This is a genomic window from Pseudomonas sp. F1_0610 (genome assembly GCF_047470865.1).
Lineage (GTDB): Bacteria > Pseudomonadota > Gammaproteobacteria > Pseudomonadales > Pseudomonadaceae > JAZDRH01.
Genome location: NZ_JAZDRH010000031.1, coordinates 20,552 through 37,059 on the forward strand (window position 1 = coordinate 20,552; position 16,508 = coordinate 37,059).

The following is a 16,508-nucleotide window of genomic DNA, read 5'->3' on the forward strand; positions in this document are numbered from 1 at the left end:
TCTTTAAAAACGCACAGCCAAAGGTCTATGAACCTTAAGTTGCACAACAAAAATGCACACATGCTCTGCAGTCATGTGTATTGCCCCTGTATTTTAAAGCTTCCTACACTGTTCCTACACTATTAATACAAAAACAATAAGGAACATCCTATGCTAGCTGTTAGTTATCTGGGTTTATTTATAGCACTAGGCTGCTTAGTGTTAATGACGATGCGAGGCATGAACATTATTGTCGCAGCCATTGTGTGTGCTGTTATTGTGGCACTCAGTAGCCAACTCAACCTAAGTACAGCCATGTTAGATTACTACATGAAAGGATTTACTGGCTTTTTTACCACATGGTTTCCTGCGATTTTACTAGGGGCTATTTTTGGCCGAATGATGGATGACAGTGGCGCTGCGTTGGCCATTGCGGAAAAATCCAAGCAAGTACTAGGTAAAGATCGCGCCATTTTAGCGGTAGTTGGGGCTGGGGCCATTCTTACTTACGGTGGGGTTAGCGTGTTTGTTGTGGGTTTTACACTCTACCCAATCGCTTTTGAACTTTTTAAAAGCGCTAACATTGCACACCGTTTTATTCCTGCCGCTATTGTCTTTGGTTCTATTTCATTCACCATGGTTTCCCCAGGTTCACCCGAGATACAAAACCTGATTCCAACTACATATTTTAATACTACAGCCACTGCTGGTGGCATTATTGGCGTCTTGATGAGTTTATTTATTATGCTGGTAGGAGGTGTTGCCTTAAAGTATATGGCAACACGTGCTAAAAAAGCGGGGGAAGGTTTTAACCTGCCAGATGACTATATAGAAGAAGATTATACCCGCCACTCTAATCTATCTTTTCTTAGTGCCATGCTGCCATTAGTGGTGCTTGTTGCGGGTTTTAACTTACTTGCGTTGATTATTCCTGTTATTGAGGCCTTGTTATGTGCCATGGTAGCCAGTTTACTGATTGGCTATTTGCTATTTCGTCGCTGCCTATATCAACCCAGCAAAATGCTCACTCTTGGCACTGAGAACGCACTCATTGCCATTGCCAACACCTGTGCTGTCGTAGGCTTTGGTGCTGTAGCAGCTCAATCGCCTGCTTTTATATCTATCGTGGCTTTCTTAACTGACTTACCTGGTCTAGAGTATGCTGGCTTAGCCGTGGCGGTTACTGTTATTGCGGGTATTACTGGCTCGGCTTCTGGTGGTTTAGGCATTGCTTTGCCAATCTTAGCACCTATCTACCAAGGAATGGGGCTAGATAATGGCGCTATGCATCGTATTTCAGCTATTGCCTCTGGCGGTTTAGACTCCTTACCACACAATGGCTATGTGGTGACAACTATTCGCGCTATCTGTAAAGAAACCCATCAACGTGCTTATCCAGCAGTATTTGTTGTTAGCGTATTAGTGACAGTGCCAACCATGATTCTGGCTGTTATCCTCTACAGTATTTTCGCTTAAACCTTCCACTGCTTAAACCAAGCCAAACTACTTTCTGTTGTTTGGCTTGGCACATACTCAGCGGCTACAAAGCCTTGATAACCTATCGCATTAAGAGCGACTAATACCGCTTTAAAATCTAAAGTCCCAGTACCTGGCTCATGACGATTCGGATAATCGGCAAACTGCACATGCCCTATTAGATTATTAAGCTGATAAATAGCCGTAACAGGGTTAATTTGCTGCATGGCCATATGAAAGATATCTAACTGTGCTTTACAGTTAGGATGAGCAATATCATCCAACAATAGCAGTAAATCATCAGGTGTGTTTAAACAGTAATTAGGCATGCTATAAGGATTAATAGCCTCAGTTACTACTGCAATACCCAATCGCGAAAACGCCTGAGCCGTATTAAGTAAATTAGCTGATAAACAGGTAAGAGCCTGCTCTTTCGTTGAGCCTTGCACTACTTTACCTGCTAGCACATTCACCTGTTTAGGCTTAGCTACTTCGGCGTAAATTAATGCGGCGTCCAAAGCTTCATTGAACGCACGGTAGCCATGAGGATTAGCCGCTAGTCCATCACCACCTTGCATTAAATCACCTGCGGGCAAATTAATGAGTGCCAGTGTCAGTTCATGTTGATCTAGCACTTCACGCAACTTGGCCGCTGGAATCTCATAGGGGAACTGCACTTCTACCGCTGCAAAACCTGCTCTTTTAGCGGCTGCAAAACGCTCAATTAAAGGATACTCAGTAAATAATAAGGATAAATTCGCTGCTAATTGCATAATTACTCCTTACTATAGAGTTTAATCAGCGTTGCTGGGTCTTGCTCTGCATACCCCCTTCCAGCGTGCAAGCGTAGTAGTTGCAGCGCTTGGTTTGACATAGGTATAGGATTACTGGAGGTTTTTGCTAAGTCTGCTGCTAATTCAACATCTTTAAGTAGAGTACGTACATGCCACTTGATAGGCTCAAATTGGTGATCGGCCATTTGTGGTGCCAATATTTGAAAAGGTTTGCTATCGGCAAAGCCACCTGCTAATGCAGAGGCTAATAGCTGCGCGTCAACACCTGATTGCTGCGCCAAGGCAACTACTTCTGCAATCACCATGGCATTGCTTGCCACTATCATTTGGTTGCAGACCTTGGTTACCTGCCCAGCACCAACATCGCCCATACGTGTTACACGACTGGAAAGATGCGCCAAAATTGATCGTACGCTATCTATAGCCTGCGTTGAACCTCCCGCCATCATTACCAAAGTGCCTTGTTCGGCGCCTAAAACTCCTCCAGAAACAGGAATATCCAGCCAAATAGCACCCTTTTCTGTCATCTTTTGTGCAATATGGCGTGTTGATGATGGCGATATACTGGAAAAATCAATGATCAGCTGATGCTTTTGCACGCTGTCTAATAACCCATCTTCCTCTAAGCTTATTTGCTCAACGGCCTGAGTATCAGCTAAACACAGCATAATCACATCTACTTGCGATACAAGTTGCTGCACTGTAGGTACGCAACTGGCCCCTAACGCTTCTAGTGGTTTGCATTTTTCAAGGCTACGGTTCCAAATAAAGACTTTATATCCTGCGGCTAAAAGCCTTGTTACCATAGGCTTCCCCATCAAACCTATACCGATAAACCCCAGAACCTTTTGTTGTTCTACAGCCATAATTACTCCTTGTACTCCTACTGCCTCTTTGGTGAGCTCAGCATTCAGGTTATCATGTTGTTTTTTTGCCGTTAGGACAGCACATGACTGACGAAATAAGTACGTTATACGCACAAATATTAGGTGAAACGGCCGCCATTAGTTGGCCTGAATTGGAGCGCTTTTTTGCTAAGGGCATTGTGATGTCCGTAGCCAGCGAGTTGGATTTAGTGGCTGTAGGTGAAGCCATTTCCAATGATGATAAAGCACAAGTGCAGGCTTGGATGGCGCAAGGCTTATTGCACGCCTTACAAGATGCACAAGCGTTAGATTATCAAGAACGCAACCCTAATTTATGGGCTGTCGTTATTTCACCTTGGATTTTGGTGCAAGAGCGAAACTAACTTCATCATACAAGGCGCAAGCACTTTATTAAACAGCTAACTCTTGCGCCTTTGTCTATATAATCATAAAAAAACACTAAAAACCTAGGCTAGAGCCTTAATTTTATCGTACTTAAGCCTAAAGATGCTCTACTAAAGGCTATTTTCTATTTTCCTTTGCGTAAAGTTTCAATACACTCCAAGTCAAAGGTACTAAATGTTTTATGGAGTACAGCATTTAGCTCACCTCATGTGCAGTATTAATAATCACAACAATTCACATAGAAGAGCCACACAAGGATCGCGATATGAATACAACTGGTAAATTAAGCGCCCTGTTTGCCGCTATTGCTTTAGCGGGTGTTACGCAAATGGCCGTAGCTGCAGATACTATCAAAATTGCTTTAGCTGGCCCTATTAGCGGCCCAGTTGCCCAATATGGCGATATGCAATCTATTGGCGCACGTATGGCAATTGAACAAATCAACAAAGCCGGCGGTGTCAATGGCAAGCAACTAGAACCCGTTGCTTATGATGATGCTTGCGACCCTAAGCAAGCGGTGGCTGTGGCTAATAAAATTGTCAATGATGGCATCCAATTTGTAGTTGGCCATTTATGCTCTGGTTCAACACAGCCAGCATCAGATATCTATGAAGAAGAAGGTATTCTGATGATTACTGCAGCCTCCACCACGCCACAGCTTACTCAGCAAGGCAAAACACTTATATTCCGCACTATTGGCCTAGACAACATGCAAGGCCCTACTGCTGGTAAATATATTGTTGAGAAGGCTAAGCCTCAGCGCGTTGCTATCTTGCATGACAAGCAACAATATGGCGAAGGCATTGCAACTGCAGTAAAAAAAGCAGTTGAAGAAGCCAACATTCCAGTGGCACTCTTTGAAGGCGTAACTGCAGGTGATAAAGATTTTTCGGCATTAATTGCAAAAATGAAAAAAGCTAACGTCGACTTTGTCTATTTTGGCGCTTATCACCCAGAGATGGGATTATTATTACGTCAGTCTGCTGAAGCCAACTTTAAACCTAAATTTATGGGGCCAGAAGGCGTAGGCAATACAGATATTATCGCCATTGCTGGTCCTGCTTCAGAGGGCATGTTAGTTACCTTACCTAAAGCCTTTGACCAAGATCCTAAAAACGCTCACTTAGTAGAGGCTTTTAAAGCGAAAAAGCAAGATCCAAGCGGTCCTTTCGTATTTCCTTCTTACTCAGCAGTACAAGTTATGGCTGATGCAATGAAAGCTACAGGCGGTGAAAACCCAGAGGATGTAGCTAAAGCACTTCGTTCACAGTCATTTGACACGCCTACTGGCACCCTTGAGTTCACTCAAGTTGGCGATCTGAAAAACTTTAACTTCGTTGTCTATGAGTGGCACGCAGACGGCTCTAAAACAGCGCTGACTGAATAACGATAAAAACCAGCACCTACTATGCTCGCATAGTAGGTTTTTGGTGCCCGCAACAAGGTAGGTTTGTTATGGAAGCTTTTTATTATTTTGTTCAGCAGTTGATTAACGGATTAACTGTTGGCAGTACCTATGCGCTAATCGCCATTGGCTACACCATGGTTTACGGCATTATAGGAATGATTAACTTTGCGCATGGCGAAGTTTATATGATTGGTAGTTATATTACTTTTATTGTACTAACGGGCTTAGCCATGTTAGGTCTTGAAAGCCTACCCTTAATGATTTTCGCTGCCTTTGCCATCAGTATTATCATCACCAGTAGTTATGGCTACAGCATTGAACGTGTTGCCTACCGCCCATTACGTGGCGGCAACCGCCTAATTCCGCTGATTAGCGCTATTGGTATGTCTATTTTCTTACAAAACTTTGTACGCGTTGCTCAAGGGGCACGTGATATTGCTATGCCCAGCGTAATTAAAGGCGGCTGGGCAATTGGTGATGAGCAAGGAGCACATGCAGCACTCTCCTACATGCAAGGCATTATTTTCGTAGTGACGCTGATTAGCATGGTATTGCTTACATGGTTTATTTCTCGCTCACGTACTGGTCGTGCCTGTCGTGCCTGTGCAGAGGATTTAAAAATGACAGGGTTATTAGGTATTAATAGCAACGCCATCATCAGCCTTACTTTCGTTATTGGTGCTGCTTTAGCTGCCATCGCTGGTGTGCTATTAAGTTTATATTACGGTGTAATCACACCCTATATTGGTTTTATGGCGGGGCTTAAAGCCTTTACCGCTGCTGTTTTAGGTGGCATCGGTAGCATTGCAGGGGCTGTATTAGGCGGATTAATTCTAGGCGTAACAGAAGCTATGACTTCAGCTTATTTCAGTACCCAATATAAAGATGTAGTTGCATTTAGCTTATTGATCTTAATTTTGCTCTTTAGACCCACCGGTATTTTAGGTCGTCCTGAAGTGGAGAAAGTCTAATGCGCTTACCTATAAAGTCGGCTTTATTTTCCGCCATTGTGGTTTTAATTCTAGGCGGATTAATTCTCGGGTTGCGCTTAACCCAGCAAGGTACTCAACTTACGGTTGTAGGTGCTGAAACAGAAACCTTTGTCTGGCTTGCTGCGGGTGCAATCACTATCTTTATTTACTCACTATTTCGCGCTCAAATCAGCTCTGGAATAGCCAACATTCCACGCTTTACCGGCTTAGTCAACCGCTTTGAACAAGTACGTGATATTAAAGCCTTACGTCTTGCCTTTATGGCGCTTATTATTTTAGGCGCATTCATTTTTCCGTTCTACACCAGCCGTAGCCATATCGACCTTGGCACCTTGGTTTTAATTTATGTGATGTTAGGGCTAGGCTTAAATATAGTTGTAGGTTTAGCAGGATTATTAGATTTAGGCTATGTCGGCTTCTATGCTGTAGGTGCTTACACTTATGCCCTACTTGCCATGTACTTTAGCGTTGGGTTTTGGACAGGCTTGGCGGCCGCTGGCGTAATGGCCGCAATCTTTGGTTTTTTATTAGGCTTTCCTGTACTACGTTTACGTGGCGACTACTTAGCTATTGTCACCTTGGGTTTTGGTGAAATCATTCGTATTTTGCTAAATAACTGGACAGAATTTACAGGTGGGCCACGTGGGATTGGTAATATTCCCAAACCTACCTTATTTGGCCTTGAATTTAACCGTCGCGCTTCAGAAGGCGCGCAAACTTTCCACGACTATTTTGGCTTTGCCTACAATACTAACCACAGGGTGATTTTCCTTTATCTATTGGCTCTAGTGCTGGTACTCATCACCTTATTTGTCATCAATCGCATGATGCGCATGCCGTTAGGGCGTTCATGGGAAGCCATGCGTGAAGATGAAATTGCCTGTCGCGCACTAGGTATGAATCCTACACATATCAAACTCACAGCCTTTACTATTGGCGCTATATTCGCTGGCTTTGCAGGAAGCTTCTTCGCAGCCCGCCAAGGATTTATCAGCCCTGAATCATTTACCTTTATTGAATCTGCCATTATTTTGGCAATTGTTGTATTAGGTGGCATGGGCTCTCAGGTTGGCGTTATCTTGGCCGCTATTGCCATGACCGTATTGCCTGAATTAGCGCGCGAATTTAATGAGTACCGCATGCTGCTGTTTGGTTTAATGATGGTCTTAATGATGATTTGGCGACCACAAGGCCTTGTTCCCATGCACCGTCCGCACGTGGAGCTAAAATCATGAGCACAGCTATTTTACGCGTACGCGATTTAAGTATGCGCTTTGGCGGATTAATGGCCGTTGATGGCGTAAGTTTAAAAGTAGAACCGCAAGAAATCGTATCCATTATTGGCCCTAATGGTGCAGGTAAGACGACCGTTTTTAATTGCCTAACAGGGTTTTACGCACCTACAGGCGGCAGCATCGTTTTTAACCAACAAGCCATTCAAGGCTTACCTGGTTATAAAATTGCCCGCCGCGGGATGATTCGCACCTTCCAACATGTACGTTTATTTAAAGAAATGACAGTGCTTGAAAACCTAATGACCGCTCAACACCGTCATCTAAATACCAATTTCTTGGCAGGTTTGTTTAATACACCTAGTTATCGACGGGCTGAAAAAAACGCACAGGAACATGCTGTCAAATGGCTAGAAAAAGTCGACCTACTGAGTGAAGCTAATCGCCAAGCAGGCACCTTAGCCTATGGGCAGCAACGACGTTTAGAAATTGCACGCTGCATGGTCACTCGCCCATCCTTGTTAATGCTAGATGAGCCTGCGGCAGGGTTAAACCCAAGTGAAACGGAAGACCTTAAGCACTTGATACTAGATTTACGCAGTAATGGCTTAAGTATTTTACTTATTGAGCACGATATGAAGCTCGTCATGACGCTATCGGATCATATTTACGTCATTAACCAAGGTTGCCCATTAGCCAATGGCAAGCCTGATGCCATTCGTGCCAACCCAGATGTTATCAAAGCATATTTAGGTGAGGAGTAAGCCATGCTACAGATGCGAAATATCTGCACCTATTATGGAAAAATTCAAGCTTTAGATAGTGTCAGCATTGAAGTTAACCAAGGTGAAATTGTCACTCTTATTGGCGCAAATGGCGCGGGGAAAACCACACTGATGATGACACTCTGTGGCGACCCGCAAGCACGTAGTGGACAAGTGCTGTATCAAGGACAAGATATAACACAAATGCCTACCGCTGAAATTATGCGTTTAGGCTTAGCTATAGTGCCTGAAGGTCGGCGGATTTTTTCGCGGCTGACGGTTGAAGAAAATTTAGCTATGGGCGCTTTTTTTTGTGATGACAAACACGAACGACAAACACGTCTCAATCACGTATTAGAGCTTTTTCCGCGCCTGCATGAACGCTATGCTCAGCGCGCAGGCACCATGTCTGGCGGTGAGCAACAGATGCTCGCGATTGGGCGTGCACTCATGAGCAAGCCTAAGCTGCTTTTATTGGACGAGCCTTCATTAGGACTAGCCCCTATTATTATTCAGCAGATTTTTAAAATTTTGCATCAATTAAGAGAAGAAGGCGTGACTATATTTCTCGTAGAACAAAACGCCAACCAAGCCTTACGTTTAGCCGATCGAGGCTATGTGTTAGAGCACGGTAAAGTGGTATTAGAAGATACAGGCGCATGTTTATTAGAAAATCAGCAAGTACGCCAAGCTTATCTAGGAGGCTAGGCCTTTAATACGCCCCTCTGCGCAGCCAAGTTTATCACTTGGCTGCGATGCTATTTTGTAGCGGTCAAGAAAAACTTATAAATACCAGCACTCATTCTTGGCAAGTCTATTAGTCACCATTTATTTAATAGCCAGCACATAAATCTTTACCTTCATGATCCAACTGAGGTTCAATTGCTGGATTATATTTTTCTAGTAAGCATTTTACTACAATAGAGTTGAACTTTTCGGCTAACTCTCGGTTAATATTCCATGCATTTTGATCAGGCCTATTTTTATCAGGCCCAGGCCCTCCTAACGTAGGATCAGCACCTTCTTCTAATAGGAGCTTAAGCATATCTATGACCTGCGGTTTTACTTGCGTCCTTTTATAATAGATAAATGAATCTAATTCAGATTTTAAAAAAACGGTTAATGGTGATTTCCACTGATACATTGCTTTTTCCGTGCGAATATCAATTGCATCATAAGCGCTTAGATTAACATCTGCTCCATAATCTAATAACAACTTAGTTAATTCATAATTCTTTGTATCTAGTGCGCTAATAAGAGGTGAATGATATGGAGAACCAATAACCTTATTTATCTCTGCTCCATTTTCTAATAAATAATGTATTAACGTTATATCTGAGTAGGAGTTTTTAACAGCTGACAATAAAACCCAACTACGATTTGAATCTGGCGCATTAATATCAGCACCATACTTAAGCAACATATCCATAACTGAAAAATCATATGGCTTGCCCTTATATATCTGACGATAAACTGCCAGCATAAAAATTCCTTCCCTGCCGTTCTCATTACCATTTAAAGGAGTTATCACCATAGAGGCTTGAGCACCGTTTTCTAAAAGAAATTTTACCATTTCAATATTATGAGCATTTACTGCATATGCCAAAGCCGGTTTACCATCACTACTTAAAGCATTGATAGGAGTACCTTGCTCAAGTAAAGCTTGCACGCGCGCTATTTTATTTTTCTCTACGGCATCAATCAACTCCATTACAGGAGAACAGTTTCTTTCATTTAGCTCATCTACTTGCAACCAATAGCTGGCTTCTCTAGCCGCTTGCAAGCTCATTGGCGAGCCTTGTTTTAGTGATAAATAACAATAACGTCGATAATTATCTAGCGCTGCTTGTTGGTAATAATATTTGTCTTTATCATTAAAACTCTTTGTCAGCGAATGCTGCGCTCGTGCTAGCGTTAAATAGTTTATTGCTTTATCTGGCGCTCGCCTTATAGCTTCTTCACTCACCAAAATAGCTTGCTGAGTTTTGCCTGTTGCTCTTAACCAATACGCATAATCTGTTAGCCAAACAAGATAGGTCGGATGTACCTTATCAAGGTCAAATTGGTACCAACCGTGTTCATCAAAAAACTGTTTTAAATTTTCAAATGCTGGATAAAACTTAGCTGTTGCAAACTTTGTTTTCGCCACTGCGCTGTAACGCTGGCCAAGCTCTTTTAGTAACCGCTCTTGCGTGGGTATTTGTTTATATTCAATGTTTTCTGGGTAGGCAAGTAATTCATAAACACCGCTCCACAGCTCTTTTATCATAGCTTCAGTTTGTTTCTTATCTGCATTATTCCAAGGCAAATTAGAACTTAATATTAACTTAGGCATATTTTTATGTGCATTAACAACAGTTCCCGAATAACGACTAATGCGTATTGGTGCTTGTTTTTCATCTTCTGCTAAAAAATCACCCGATAAAAAATAACCATAAACTCTATAATCAGGAAATTTTGTTCTCTTATGATAAATGGAAAAAATCTTAAATGCTCTTTTGTCTAAAGTTAACGAGTAATCGCCCTCGTAACCATAAGTAATGGCAAGCTGATTTTTAGCTCCACTTAATCTAAGTTGTAAATTACCTCCGCCATAATCCCCAAAGGAGCCTTCACCATAGATATTTCCGCCAGGCTGATAAATAGAGGGGGAAATTTCAAGCGCTGGCGAACGATAACTACATGGATTTTTATCTTCCTCAGTAGGAATAAACACAGACAGCTTAGTACATTGATAAGCATATAAAAAGTTATCGGATCGAGTAATAAACCATATTTTATTATCCGCCACTTCCAAAAATCGTATTTGGTTTTCTTTATTATTAGGTAAATATTCTTCGATATCAAAATCTTTTAGCGTAACTTCAGGCATGAATACTTCAAGTGCATAGGATTTCGGTCCGCAAATTAGCAAAACAAAACTAATACTAAGTAATGCAAATTTAATAATATATTTTCGAAACATGGCAAACCATCGTCCGTATAAAATAAATTTAAGAGTAACCATTATTAATATCTATTCTTTGATACAGGTTAGGTTAAATCCATCTATTTATTTTAAAGGCTTGCGAGCTTTGTATTGTCTACTTAATGTACTAAAAACAATTCGCTGGCTTTGGCAAGCCGGCAAGGCGCGCTGCAAGCTTGGCAGGCTTACCAGCAAATAACGGATTAAGGTATAGGCTGTTGCCCTTTTCTGGGCCTAACTCCTGTGCAATATATTTAACCAAAGCACGATTAGCAGGTGCCAGCTCAAACTGCTGATAAAACTGGCGCACTAGTTGAATAATCTCCCAATGTGCTTGTGTGAGCACAATACCCTCTTTTAGAGCCAATGCAGCTGCTACCTCAGGCGTCCAGTCCGACAAATTAAGCAAGCAATCATCCTGATCTAAACAAATTAACTTTCCATCTACTAATAACTTACTCATTGCCATGTATGCACTCGTTGATACTCAAGGGTTAAATTCACCATTTGCACATAATCAATACAGCTAATTTCTGTCGTAATAGCCCGTGCCTGCACATCTTCTAATAATGCATAGGTGAACAATGGTAATTGAAAATCTAACCCTGTGCGCAGCGCTTGAACCGCCTCGCCACAGAGCAACAACGCATCCTGATCACCCATAAAGCCCAATGCTTGTGTTAAGTCTGTTGTAGTGAATGGGCTGCGACTAACAATATGCAAACTTTGCTTCATAAACTTACCACGTGATCAAATTGTGAAAGCAAATGAGATAACTGACTTTGTTTGATAGGCTTAGCCAAAACAAGTAAATCATCTAAGCTTAAACCGCGCTCAATTAAACTTTGTTCATCAACATAAAGCTGTTCAACGCCAAACATAGATAAGGCTTGCAAATTAGCGGTTATGTCTTTTTGAGCGAGGCATTTAGGTTGCTGATCTTTTAGTAACTGAAACACAGCATCTTCAATGAACAAAAGCGCTAACGGAATTTCAAAAGCGGCGCCTGATAAAACTAAATCTAAGGCTTCACGCGCATTCAGCCCTGCCTGCGGTGCTTTACGTGTTATCACCAAAGTTGACTTCATTGATCCGCTCCAAACCAAATAGCTCGATCCGCTAACTGCACGGCATCATGCCATTGCCCTAAACCTGATAGCACAAAGCCCTTTGCCAAATTACTAGTCGTTTTTTGATAGCGTTGCGCCTCTGAAGCGTCTAATACACCTCGGCGTAACGCTGCTGCAATACAAACAACAGCATCTAGCTGGTGGGTCTGAACAAAGTGCTGCCAAGCTTTGCTTTGATCTTGCTCATCCTGTGGTAGTACAGCAGTATCTAGCGCTAAGTAAACAGCCTCTTGATAAAAAAAGACACGCTCAACGGTATGGCCTTGCTCAACTACAGCTTGAGCAAAAGCAAGTGCACGACGTGCGCTAGGGCTGTGAGCTGGACAAGATAAAGCAATCGCAAACTTCATAGTTTTCTCAGAAAATTTTTACTCAGTATATCAGTTAAGCCTGTTCATACAGGTATGTCATCGAAGGGAAAAAGAACAATATTTAACAGTAGGCCTAATGATTACATGATTAGCCTCACAAACACCAACAAAGATTCCAAAGTACTAATCTATTTATTTAAATAGTACTTTGAAGAAACACCCTTTTACGGTAATGTGACGCACCCTTTTGGAGCCGCCATGTCACGTATTACTTGGTCGCTACATGCATATCGCCTTATTCAACCTGACGAACAGCTTGATTTATTTGCCTGTCAGCAAGTACGCCTGCATGTAACGCTGCGACAACTTGAACTCAATGCCCATGCAGACAGAACGCTGTGCGGTAAGCTACTGCCAGCCAACCCACTCTGGCAAGATGTAGAACCTAATGCATTATCTGACCAGCGCTTTTGTGCTGAGTGCCTAACAATCCTACGTCAGCAAGAAAAACTAAAGTGCGTATTAGGCTGGGAAAACCAATTAGACTTGACGACTCAAACTCAGGCTGTATAATCAGCGCCCACTTAGGCACATAGCTCAGTTGGTTAGAGCACCACCTTGACATGGTGGGGGTCGTTGGTTCGAATCCAATTGTGCCTACCAGACATATACTTTCAGATACCCAAACATGGCCTGAAAGCAGCATAAAAGCTCACTTTCGTGGGCTTTTATTGTTTCTACATGCCCAAACATAACCAGACATATAATTAAACTTTTTGTATCCTATCGTGTATCCAATGAAAAATGATCACACAGAGGATACAGAATGAAACGGCAAGACATCAAACGGCGCCCTCTAGCTGATACGGTTATAGAAAAATTAGAAACTGAGTTAAAAGAATACCGAGAGTTAGACGGAAATGGGCTCTATTTACGCGTGCAAACTAATGGCAACAAATCTTGGCAACTACGTTATAAGAAACCAAATGGCACTTGGTCGTGGCTAGGGCTGGGTGCTTATCCAAAAGTTACAGCAGCGCTTGCTAGAACAAAAGCCAACTCTCTGCAACAAGAAATAGCAGCGGGTAACGACCCCCTACTTATTAAACAGCCCCAAGAAGTTAGCAAGCAACTTAATACTAAAAATACGTTTGAACAGTTAGCCAACGAGTGGCTTATGGGTAAGCGTATTGGTTGGAGTCCTATAACATTCAATAAAGCACTAGGAGCATTGAAGTTACATGTATTTCCAAAACTTGGTTCTAGGTATTATGGGGATATTCGCCCTATTGAATGGATAAACTTGCTACGCAGTCTTGAGGATAGAGGTATTGTTGATCAAGCTGGCCGTATACGACGGCACTGTCGGGATATTTATGATTTGGCTAAAGTCACAGGGAGAGCTGATAGTAATCCAATTGAGGGCTTACATAAATTTTTGCAGAACAGAAAAAGCACCAACTTCCCTCATGTTTCTTCTAAGGAGCTACCTGCTTTAATTCTGGCCATACGTACATATAAAGGAGATCCAGACATCAGCATTGGTTTGCAGTTAATATCAATGCTAGTCTGCCGCCCTTCAGAGCTGCGTTGTGCTCCTTGGACCGAGTTTGATATTGAAAATGCAGTATGGACTATACCGGCCGAACGCATGAAACGTGGCAGGGAACATATTATCCCTCTTCCTCATCAAGCCATTAAGTTAATCAAGCAGCTTAAACAGTATACAGGCATGTATTCCTTACTCTTTCCACATCGAAGCCGATCAACTGAGCCTCGATCTGAAGGTGCTTTTCGTATGGCATTAAATCGTTTGGGATTCAAAGGTAAGCAAACCAGTCATGGATTTAGACACATAGCAAGTACTGTGCTTAATGAAAATGGCTTTGAAGAGAATCACATTGAAGCACAGCTAAGCCACGTTAAAGAAGGCGTTGCAGGCGTGTATAACAAAGCACAATACTTAGAACAACGTAGAGTTATGATGCAATGGTATGCTGATTATCTAGATAGTTTAGTGTGAAAATGAATTTGTGTGGTGTTACAGGTGTTACACGTGCTGCGGGCTTGAAAATAAGGAGCTGTAGCTTGTTACACAAGGTTTAAGTCGTGTGTTACAAGCGTTACAGCTCCTTTCATTAATAAGAAGAATGTTAGCGCTTTATTTTCACAGAGAGAATGGTAGGTATTTATCAATAAAATGTTCCATGCGAGTGAAAAATTACACCTTACCTTTTCAATTGCTCTGGCTCTAATTCAGGATACTCCTTAAATATTGGATTCATTATATTCAACAGCATACCTCCCATTAGATGGCCAACTACTCTACGATAATTAACAAAATAACTCTCAGAGCAATTACTTTCCACTAATGCAACCGATGTATTTAGTTTATCGCCGCACTCTAACATAAGATTAATAATTTCAATTGCAGTCTCTTTATTCATAGCACTAAAACCTTTAAGTTATTCAAAGTCGCCTATACAGTCGTTTACACACTTCCAAAAGGAAAAACCATTATCTCTTGTTGGCAGAGCAACATCAGAACAATATTCTATACACCATTCTTTTCTTGCTGTTAATGCTTCAGAAATAACTATACTACCACTGCATCCGCCAGCTGTAGTGTTTGAGCCACAGTTAGCATCATTACTTACACTCGGAGTAATATCAGCCGTGGCAGGACACAATTTATCTCCTACCCAATAACCTATAAGCCCTCCACCAGTAGCACCAGCAGCACCAGCTGCAGAGGATGTTGTTATCGCTCCCCCTACTGTCCCTACACCAGGTGCTACCAAAGTACCTCCAGCCCCAAGCCGATCGGATCACTTTGGCTATAACGTCCTACTCTTGTGTTGTAGTCCCTGTAGTAGTTGTAATGTGTGCCCGTCTCTGCATCAAAGTACTGTCCAGGGTAGCGCAGGTTCATGGTGATCTGGTTGGTGCGGTTGGGCGTGGTTTCCCCAAAGGCTTGCATTTGGGCTTGCCATGTGGTGTTACCTTCGCTGTTGGCGGCTATCTGTGGTGTGCCTAGGTGGTCGTTGTAAAGATAATGGTAGTTGGCGTTATTGAGTGTGCCTGTTGTGGTAGCGCTGTGGTTAAGGTTGGCTTGCCAGAGGGGTTGTGTTCCCCACTCGCTGTCAGGTTTCCAGCCATAGGCTATTTGTAGTTGGCCTTGTTCGTTTAGTTCGCCGATTTTAAGTCGTGTGTTACAAGCGTTACAGCTTCTTTCATTAATAAGAAGAATGCTAGCGCTTTATTTTCACAGAGGCAATGGCAGATATTTATCAATGAAATGTTCCATGCGAGTGAAAAATTACAGACTTGTTGGTGTTGTATTTATGGTGCTGGCTCAGGTATCTTGATGTCTAAATATATTAATTTATACGTTGAGGCAGACTGTCAGATGAGCAATGATATAGAAACACCATTTCTATACTCAGTAACATTATTACGAGATAAAATTAAAAACTTTGATAGTTTTCCTTTTACTCTTCCAATTATCAATAATTTCAATAGCATCACCTTACATCCAAAAATTACATTTCTTGTAGGTGAAAATGGCTCAGGTAAATCTACTTTACTAGAAGCGATTGCTATCGCTTGTGGTTTTAATGCAGAAGGAGGGACGAAAAACTTTACATTTTCAACTAAAAAATCCCATACTGATTTATGGAAAAATATCCGCTTATCTCGTTCTTTCCGGCAACAAAAAGATGGTTTTTTTTTAAGAGCAGAAAGTTTTTATAATCTAGCCACTGAGATAGTTAAATTAGATGAGGAACCTGCACTAGCCCCACCTATTATTGCATCTTATGGGAATGTTTCATTACATGAACAATCTCATGGTGAGGCATTTTTAGCTGTTATGTTACATCGTTTTCAAGGGCAAGGGTTATATATATTAGACGAGCCTGAATCTGCATTATCTCCAACTCGGCAAATGGCAATGATTAAACGCATACATGAACTAATAAATCAAGGTTCACAGTTTATAATTGCAACTCATTCTCCAATACTAATGGCATATCCAAATGCAAAAATATTATCTTTAGACGAGCAAAAAATAACTACAATTCAATATAATAAAACCGATCATTTTACTATAACCAAATATTTCTTAAACAACCACGAAAAAATGATTAACTATCTATTAGAGGAAAATTGAAAATTAATACAG

At 41.7% G+C, this 16,508-nt stretch carries 20 protein-coding genes and 1 tRNA gene; 11 read left to right on the forward strand and 10 right to left on the reverse strand.

Annotation, left to right across the window (positions count from 1 at the left end; genetic code table 11):
• Positions 1 to 150: 150 nt before the first annotated feature.
• Entirely contained in the window at positions 151 to 1,455 is a 1,305-nt protein-coding gene (locus VQ643_RS14090; protein WP_414200558.1) for a GntP family permease, read from the forward strand.
• Here VQ643_RS14090 and VQ643_RS14095 read toward each other — a convergent pair.
• Positions 1,452 to 2,228, reverse strand: a complete 777-nt coding sequence (locus tag VQ643_RS14095) for a hydroxypyruvate isomerase family protein (protein ID WP_414200560.1) — start codon at positions 2,226 to 2,228, stop codon at positions 1,452 to 1,454. The genes VQ643_RS14090 and VQ643_RS14095 overlap by 4 nt on opposite strands.
• Positions 2,229 to 2,230: 2 nt before the next feature.
• A complete protein-coding gene (locus VQ643_RS14100; RefSeq protein ID WP_414200562.1) occupies positions 2,231 to 3,229 on the reverse strand; it encodes an NAD(P)-dependent oxidoreductase in 999 nt (332 codons plus the stop codon).
• Between VQ643_RS14100 and VQ643_RS14105 the strand changes: the two genes are divergently transcribed.
• The 6 genes from VQ643_RS14105 (at position 3,199) to VQ643_RS14130 (ending at position 8,624) form a co-directional block, all read left to right on the forward strand.
• On the forward strand, positions 3,199 to 3,498 hold the full coding sequence (locus VQ643_RS14105) for a DUF2288 domain-containing protein (protein WP_414200564.1): 300 nt from the start codon (positions 3,199 to 3,201) through the stop codon (positions 3,496 to 3,498). The two genes, VQ643_RS14100 and VQ643_RS14105, sit on opposite strands and share 31 nt — an antisense overlap.
• Positions 3,499 to 3,785: 287 nt before the next feature.
• A complete protein-coding gene (locus tag VQ643_RS14110) occupies positions 3,786 to 4,907 on the forward strand; it encodes a branched-chain amino acid ABC transporter substrate-binding protein (RefSeq protein WP_414200566.1) in 1,122 nt (373 codons plus the stop codon).
• A gap of 68 nt (positions 4,908 to 4,975) precedes the next feature.
• The gene (livH, locus tag VQ643_RS14115) at positions 4,976 to 5,899 is read left to right on the forward strand and encodes a high-affinity branched-chain amino acid ABC transporter permease LivH (protein WP_414200568.1); all 924 of its coding nucleotides are present in this window, start codon (positions 4,976 to 4,978) and stop codon (positions 5,897 to 5,899) included.
• Positions 5,899 to 7,155: a high-affinity branched-chain amino acid ABC transporter permease LivM gene (locus VQ643_RS14120; protein WP_414200570.1), complete on the forward strand. Its 1,257-nt coding sequence runs from the start codon at positions 5,899 to 5,901 to the stop codon at positions 7,153 to 7,155. Before livH ends, VQ643_RS14120 begins: the two co-directional genes overlap by 1 nt.
• Positions 7,152 to 7,916: a high-affinity branched-chain amino acid ABC transporter ATP-binding protein LivG gene (gene livG / locus VQ643_RS14125; RefSeq protein ID WP_414200572.1), complete on the forward strand. Its 765-nt coding sequence runs from the start codon at positions 7,152 to 7,154 to the stop codon at positions 7,914 to 7,916. Before VQ643_RS14120 ends, livG begins: the two co-directional genes overlap by 4 nt.
• A 3-nt stretch (positions 7,917 to 7,919) precedes the next feature.
• Entirely contained in the window at positions 7,920 to 8,624 is a 705-nt protein-coding gene (locus VQ643_RS14130; RefSeq protein WP_414200574.1) for an ABC transporter ATP-binding protein, read from the forward strand.
• Positions 8,625 to 8,748: 124 nt separating this feature from the next.
• Here VQ643_RS14130 and VQ643_RS14135 read toward each other — a convergent pair whose 3' ends face one another.
• The 5 genes from VQ643_RS14135 to tusD form a co-directional block, all read right to left on the reverse strand.
• Positions 8,749 to 10,923, reverse strand: coding sequence for an ankyrin repeat domain-containing protein (locus tag VQ643_RS14135; RefSeq protein WP_414200576.1), 2,175 nt, complete (start codon positions 10,921 to 10,923; stop codon positions 8,749 to 8,751).
• A gap of 88 nt (positions 10,924 to 11,011) precedes the next feature.
• On the reverse strand, positions 11,012 to 11,347 hold the full coding sequence (locus VQ643_RS14140; RefSeq protein ID WP_414200578.1) for a TusE/DsrC/DsvC family sulfur relay protein: 336 nt from the start codon (positions 11,345 to 11,347) through the stop codon (positions 11,012 to 11,014).
• Positions 11,344 to 11,619 carry a sulfurtransferase complex subunit TusB gene (tusB, locus tag VQ643_RS14145; protein ID WP_414200580.1) on the reverse strand — a complete coding sequence of 92 codons (276 nt, stop codon included), beginning with the start codon at positions 11,617 to 11,619 and terminating at the stop codon, positions 11,344 to 11,346. The genes VQ643_RS14140 and tusB overlap by 4 nt, the downstream gene beginning before the upstream one ends.
• Positions 11,616 to 11,972 (reverse strand): sulfurtransferase complex subunit TusC, encoded by a 357-nt coding sequence (gene tusC, locus VQ643_RS14150; protein ID WP_414200582.1) that lies wholly within the window; start codon positions 11,970 to 11,972, stop codon positions 11,616 to 11,618. Before tusC ends, tusB begins: the two co-directional genes overlap by 4 nt.
• A complete protein-coding gene (gene tusD, locus VQ643_RS14155; RefSeq protein WP_414200584.1) occupies positions 11,969 to 12,364 on the reverse strand; it encodes a sulfurtransferase complex subunit TusD in 396 nt (131 codons plus the stop codon). Before tusD ends, tusC begins: the two co-directional genes overlap by 4 nt.
• 219 nt (positions 12,365 to 12,583) lie before the next feature.
• Here tusD and VQ643_RS14160 point away from each other — a divergent pair, with 219 nt between their 5' ends.
• The 3 genes from VQ643_RS14160 (at position 12,584) to VQ643_RS14170 (ending at position 14,348) form a co-directional block, all read left to right on the forward strand.
• Positions 12,584 to 12,898, forward strand: coding sequence for a hypothetical protein (locus VQ643_RS14160; protein ID WP_414200586.1), 315 nt, complete (start codon positions 12,584 to 12,586; stop codon positions 12,896 to 12,898).
• A 13-nt stretch (positions 12,899 to 12,911) separates the two neighbouring features.
• Positions 12,912 to 12,988 (forward strand) — tRNA-Val (locus VQ643_RS14165).
• A gap of 163 nt (positions 12,989 to 13,151) precedes the next feature.
• Positions 13,152 to 14,348 carry a tyrosine-type recombinase/integrase gene (locus tag VQ643_RS14170; RefSeq protein WP_414200588.1) on the forward strand — a complete coding sequence of 399 codons (1,197 nt, stop codon included), beginning with the start codon at positions 13,152 to 13,154 and terminating at the stop codon, positions 14,346 to 14,348.
• Positions 14,349 to 14,553: 205 nt separating this feature from the next.
• Here VQ643_RS14170 and VQ643_RS14175 read toward each other — a convergent pair whose 3' ends face one another.
• From VQ643_RS14175 to VQ643_RS14185, 3 genes are read right to left on the reverse strand one after another with little or no spacing between them, the layout of a single operon-like run.
• Complete coding sequence (locus VQ643_RS14175) at positions 14,554 to 14,772, reverse strand: hypothetical protein (protein ID WP_414200590.1); 219 nt, start codon at positions 14,770 to 14,772, stop codon at positions 14,554 to 14,556.
• An 18-nt stretch (positions 14,773 to 14,790) separates the two neighbouring features.
• On the reverse strand, positions 14,791 to 15,126 hold the full coding sequence (locus tag VQ643_RS14180; protein ID WP_414200592.1) for a hypothetical protein: 336 nt from the start codon (positions 15,124 to 15,126) through the stop codon (positions 14,791 to 14,793).
• Positions 15,120 to 15,575 carry an RHS repeat-associated core domain-containing protein gene (locus VQ643_RS14185; protein WP_414200600.1) on the reverse strand — a complete coding sequence of 152 codons (456 nt, stop codon included), beginning with the start codon at positions 15,573 to 15,575 and terminating at the stop codon, positions 15,120 to 15,122. Before VQ643_RS14185 ends, VQ643_RS14180 begins: the two co-directional genes overlap by 7 nt.
• Positions 15,576 to 15,692: 117 nt before the next feature.
• Between VQ643_RS14185 and VQ643_RS14190 the strand changes: the two genes are divergently transcribed.
• Complete coding sequence (locus tag VQ643_RS14190; RefSeq protein WP_414200594.1) at positions 15,693 to 16,496, forward strand: AAA family ATPase; 804 nt, start codon at positions 15,693 to 15,695, stop codon at positions 16,494 to 16,496.
• Positions 16,497 to 16,508 lie beyond the last annotated feature (12 nt).